Raw genomic sequence first — 4,315 nt, 5'->3', positions numbered from 1 at the left:
AGTATCTGGCTACGAACCAGAGGGTCGTGGGTTCGAATCCTGCCTGGCGCACCACAATTTACAGAACGGACCTTTCCTTGAAGGGGTCCGAAGCGCAAAACGAAACGTGCGCCAGTAGCTCAGTTGGATAGAGTATCTGGCTACGAACCAGAGGGTCGTGGGTTCGAATCCTGCCTGGCGCACCATTCGATTTCGCTTGAAGGTGATGTGCAAAAAAGAGCAGCTGATTTCGGTCAGATGCTCTTTTTTATTGCCCATTGATTTCGCAACACACGCTGTTGTCCACAGCCGGCGGCGGCAACTCACTGATGTTTGTCCGTTATTTGCTGATTAATTTTTGAGCAATTCCTTAAGCCATTGATTCTTTTGCGAAGAACGTCCGCTCGGAGGGATGTCCACGGAGTTATGCACAGAATCTGTGGAAAAACCACCCTCCGGAATGTGGAAAACCACTTCCGCCGCCGGGAGTGAGCGCCCCGCCGTCCCTGCAACCGCGGGGGGTGGCGGACGGTCGCCCCACGAAAAACCCGCCGCACCAAGAAGGCCGGCGGGTTGTGGAAATCTCCTCCGCAGCCCCTCCCCCGCCTGCGGCGTCTGGCGAAAGTTGCGAAGCGTCAGCGGAGACGACGCTCAGAGCTCTTCAGAGGCGCCCGGGAGGCGCTTTAGCGGCGCGGCGTCCAGACCTGGAAGTCCACGCGCCAGGGGCGCTTCACCGTGGGAAGGAGCGTCCTGAACGTGCGCCCGATGAAGCGCCCGCGGGGGATCGTCGGGAAGTAGGCGTCGCCCTCGAAGTCCGCGTCGATGCGCGTGAGCCAGATCCGGTCCGCGAAGGGCATCGCCTGCCGGTAGATCTCGCCCCCGCCGATCACGAAGATACGCGGGGAGCCGGCGGCGAGCGCGAGCGCCTCTTCGAGCGAGCGCGCCGCGAGGACGCCTTCGGGGAGAACAGGCGCACGGCGCGAGATCACGATGTTGAGCCGCCCGGGGAGCGCCCGCCCGATGGACTCCCACGTGCGCCGGCCCATCACGACGGGCGCGCCCATCGTGGTGCGCTTGAAGTGCGCGAAGTCCTCGGGAATGCGCCACAGGAGGCGGTTGTCCGCGCCGATCACGCCGTTGCGGCTCGCGGCCGCGATGAGTTCGATCATGGTGGAGTTCTCCTCAGACAGGATGATTCTCAGACCGCCACGGGCGCCTTGATGGCGGGCCAGGGGTCGTAGCCTTCGAACGCGAAGTCTTCGAACGCGTAGTCGAAGAGCGTGGGCGGCCGGCGGCGGATCACGAGCTTCGGGTAGGGCCGGGGCTCGCGCGAGAGCTGCAGCGCCGTCTGCTCGAGGTGGTTGTCGTAGATGTGGCAGTCGCCGCCCGTCCAGACGAAGTCGCCGGGCTCGAGGTTGCACTGCTGCGCGATCATGTGCGTGAGCAGCGCGTAGCTCGCGATGTTGAAGGGCACGCCCAAGAACATGTCGCAGCTGCGCTGGTAGAGCTGGCAGGAGAGGCGCCCGTCGGCCACGTAGAACTGGAAGAGGCAGTGGCAGGGCGGGAGCGCCATCTGCGGGAGCTCCGCGGGGTTCCAGGCCGTGACGACGAGGCGCCGCGAATCGGGCGTCCTGCGGATGCGCTCGAGAAGGTCCGAGATCTGGTCGATCCGGCGTCCGTCGGGCGCAGGCCACGCGCGCCACTGATGGCCGTAGACGGGGCCGAGGTCGCCGTTTTCATCGGCCCACTCGTCCCAGATCGTCACGTTGTGGTCGTGGAGGTACTTGATGTTCGTATCGCCCGAGAGGAACCACAGGAGTTCATAGATGATCGAGCGCAGGTGGAGCTTCTTCGTCGTCACGAGGGGAAAGCCCTCGTCGAGATTGAAGCGCATCTGGCAGCCGAAGAGCGAACGCGTGCCCGTCCCCGTGCGGTCGGACTTGTGCGTTCCCTCCTCGTAGATTCTCCTCAGGAGCGTTTCGTACTGGTTGCTCGGCATTGCGCCCTCCGCCGGTTCATTTTGGGTGAAGGCGGGGATTATAAAAAAACCGCCCCGGATGCGGAGATCCGGAGCGGTCGAGCTTTTTCCCTCCCCGGGAAGACCGGCTTCAGAATCGGTCTTCGGGGAGAAGGCGCAGGAGGACTTATTCCTCGACGATGGTCTTCACCTCAACGCCGTACTTGTCCTTGACGGTCGTATGGATGTTGAGCAGAACCATCCAGCGGCGGATCACGCCGACGATCACGAAGAGCATCAGGACCATGATCAGAGCGGAGAGGCTGGCGAGCAGCATCTGGCCGTTCGGGACGTACTGGTTGACGATCAGCCAGATGCCGGCCCAGAAGGTGATGAGGGTCATCAGGATGCCGGGGGCGCCCGTAACCCACGCGTAGTTGGCGTGGTTGAGGCGCATGATCACGGTGGTGCCGATGAGCAGCGTCACGGAGGCGAGCAGCTGGTTGCAGATGCCGAACAGCGGCCAGATCGAACCGATGTCGCCCGAGTAGACGAGGTAGCCCCACGTACCCGTGAAGATCGCGGACGTGATGATGATGCCGGGCCACCACTCCTTGTCACCGAACTTCGGCCAGACCTTGCCCATCATTTCCTGCAGGAAGAAGCGGCCCACACGGGTGCCGGCGTCAACCGCAGTCAGGATGAACACGGCCTCGAACATGATGGCGAAGTGATACCAGTACGCCATCAGGTGTTCCATGAACGGGATCTTGGAGAAGATGTGCGCCATGCCGACGGCGAGCGACACCGAGCCGCCCGGGCGGGCCATCAGGCTTTCCTGAACTTCAGCTTCGAGCTGCGGGAGTTCGACGACGGACATGCCGAGCTTGGCGAACTTGTCGGCCGGAGCGTTGATCGCGAAGTAGTCGGCCGGAACAAGGACGCAGGCGGCGACGAGGGCCATGATGGCAACGAAGCCTTCGGTGAGCATCGCGCCGTAGCCGACGAACAGAACGTCGCGCTCATTGCTGATCATCTTCGGGGTCGTGCCCGTGCCGATCGTGGCGTGGAAGCCCGAGAGGGCGCCGCAGGCGATCGTGATGAACAGGAACGGAATCACCGGACCGCCGATGATCGGGCCACCGCCGTGGATGAACTCGGTGAGGGGCGGCATGTTGAAGGTGGGCATCGTGAAGGCGATGCCGAGCGCGAGCGCGCCGATCGTGCCGATCTTCAGGAACGTGGAGAGGTAGTCGCGCGGCAGCAGCAGGAGCCACACCGGGAGGACCGAGGCGAGGAAGCCGTAGATCGGGATGAGGATGCTCATCTCAGGCTTGTCGATGTCGAGCCAGCCGAAGTACTCGGGGTGAGCGGCGACCCACGGACCCGAAAGGATGCAGAGGAAGAGGAGGATCACGCCGAGCGCGGTCGCGCCCTTCACGTCGCCCTTGCGCCAGACCTGCATGTAGAGACCCATCAGCACGGCGATCGGAATCGTCGCGGCGACGGTGTAGGTCGACCAGAGCGAGTTGTGCATCGCGTTCACGACAGCGATCGAAAGGCCCGCGAGCGTGAGGATCAGAATGGCGAGCACGGCCCACGCGGCGACGCGGCCGGTGGTATGGTCGATTTCCTGACCCGCGATGTAGGCGAGCGAATTGCCGCGGTGGCGCACCGAGCAGAAGAGCACGACCATGTCGTGCACGCCGCCCGCGAGGACGCAGCCGATCAGAATCCAGAGCAGGCCGGGCAGATAGCCGAACTGCGCGGCCAGAACCGGGCCGAGCAACGGACCGGCGGCCGCAATGGCGGCGAAGTGGTGGCCGAACAAGACGTACTTGTTCGTCGGAACGTAGTCCTTGCCGTCTTCAAAGCGCACCGCAGGGGTTTCGCGGGCGGCATTGATGTTCAGTACCTTCTGCGCGATCCATAGGCCGTAGAAACGGTATGCGATCGCGAAGATGCACAGGGCGGCGAATACGATGGTGAGCGCATTCACCCCGTTCAGCGTTTCCATGTCAATCTTCCTTGGGTTGTGGATGGGACAACGCTAGGAATTATGCAGGAGCTTTCGACAGCAGACCCGAGGGCCCGTCCTCCGTCGCCAGGGTGCGGTCTTGGTGTTATTCCCTAGTGGTATTCGACTTCATCGAAAACGGCTAGCCATTTCGAAGCGTGCAGGGCTAGTGTAGCCTTGCCCTAGTGGAAGCCTCTGCGTGATAACCCTGAAGTGGCTGTCACAATTTGACACGGCGTAAATCCGGCTAAGCGGTTTTGCTCATCTGGAGACTGAGAGATCCGGCGCCCGCGGACCTCTCGCGCATTTGACGCACTCCCCGCCCTGAAGGACGGGGATTCTCCACTTGACCAACGCTCAGC

General features: G+C 62.9%; 3 protein-coding genes and 1 tRNA gene. 1 reads left to right on the top strand and 3 read right to left on the bottom strand.

Annotated features, from left to right (window positions below; genetic code table 11):
• Positions 1-108: 108 nt before the first annotated feature.
• Positions 109-185: transfer RNA gene (locus ACT6Y9_RS09020), tRNA-Arg, on the top strand.
• Positions 186-662: 477 nt separating this feature from the next.
• On the opposite strand, the gene ACT6Y9_RS09015 is transcribed toward ACT6Y9_RS09020, so the two are convergent.
• From ACT6Y9_RS09015 to ACT6Y9_RS09005, 3 genes are all read right to left on the bottom strand, one after another.
• Complete coding sequence (locus ACT6Y9_RS09015; protein WP_295481043.1) at positions 663-1,148, bottom strand: dihydrofolate reductase; 486 nt, start codon at positions 1,146-1,148, stop codon at positions 663-665.
• A 29-nt stretch (positions 1,149-1,177) separates the two neighbouring features.
• The gene (locus tag ACT6Y9_RS09010; protein ID WP_295481044.1) at positions 1,178-1,978 is read right to left on the bottom strand and encodes a thymidylate synthase; all 801 of its coding nucleotides are present in this window, start codon (positions 1,976-1,978) and stop codon (positions 1,178-1,180) included.
• 145 nt (positions 1,979-2,123) lie between these two features.
• A complete protein-coding gene (locus ACT6Y9_RS09005; protein ID WP_295481045.1) occupies positions 2,124-3,953 on the bottom strand; it encodes a carbon starvation CstA family protein in 1,830 nt (609 codons plus the stop codon).
• Positions 3,954-4,315 lie beyond the last annotated feature (362 nt).

Source organism: Sutterella sp., assembly GCF_052272535.1.
In the GTDB taxonomy this organism is placed as follows: domain Bacteria; phylum Pseudomonadota; class Gammaproteobacteria; order Burkholderiales; family Burkholderiaceae_F; genus Sutterella.
Note: the sequence above shows the minus strand (reverse complement) of the source record. Positions and strands in the feature narration are given on the sequence as shown.